The following is a 429-nucleotide window of genomic DNA, read 5'->3' as shown; positions in this document are numbered from 1 at the left end:
GGCCACCCGCACGACATCGCGGCCGCGCAGCACCCCGACCCCCGGCAACAGGCCGCAGCGCAGCAGCCGCCCCACCACCAGGCCCCGCCGCAACAACCGCAGCCGTACGCCCACCAGCAGCCCGCCGCCGCCAACCCCGGCCCGCAGCCGCCTTACCAGGCCCAAGGCCAAGGTCAGGTCCAGGGCCAAGGCCAGAACCCGGGCCAAGCCCCCCTGCCCGACCCCGCGACCCGGCTCCTGCCGCCCATCTCCGACACCATGCCGCCGCAGGGCATCCCGCACCAGGGCCCGCCGCCCCCGCCGAACGCTCCGCCGCCGCGCCCCCACACGCCCCCGACCGGTGCACCGATGCCTCCCCCCGGATGGGGAAACGCGGCCCCCGGCAACCCGGCCCCCGGCAGCCCCGCGCCGGGCGCGGCCGAGGGTTGG

General features: G+C 79.5%; 1 protein-coding gene. It reads right to left on the bottom strand.

Annotation, left to right across the window (positions count from 1 at the left end):
* Window positions 1-207 (bottom strand): hypothetical protein (locus GT354_RS44640; RefSeq protein ID WP_161362985.1); only part of this gene is annotated, 207 nt, incomplete at its 3' end.
* Between the last annotated feature and the right edge of the window lie 222 nt (window positions 208-429).

The sequence above is a fragment of the Streptomyces sp. SID3343 genome, assembly GCF_009865215.1.
GTDB lineage: Bacteria > Actinomycetota > Actinomycetes > Streptomycetales > Streptomycetaceae > Embleya.
Note: the sequence above shows the minus strand (reverse complement) of the source record. Positions and strands in the feature narration are given on the sequence as shown.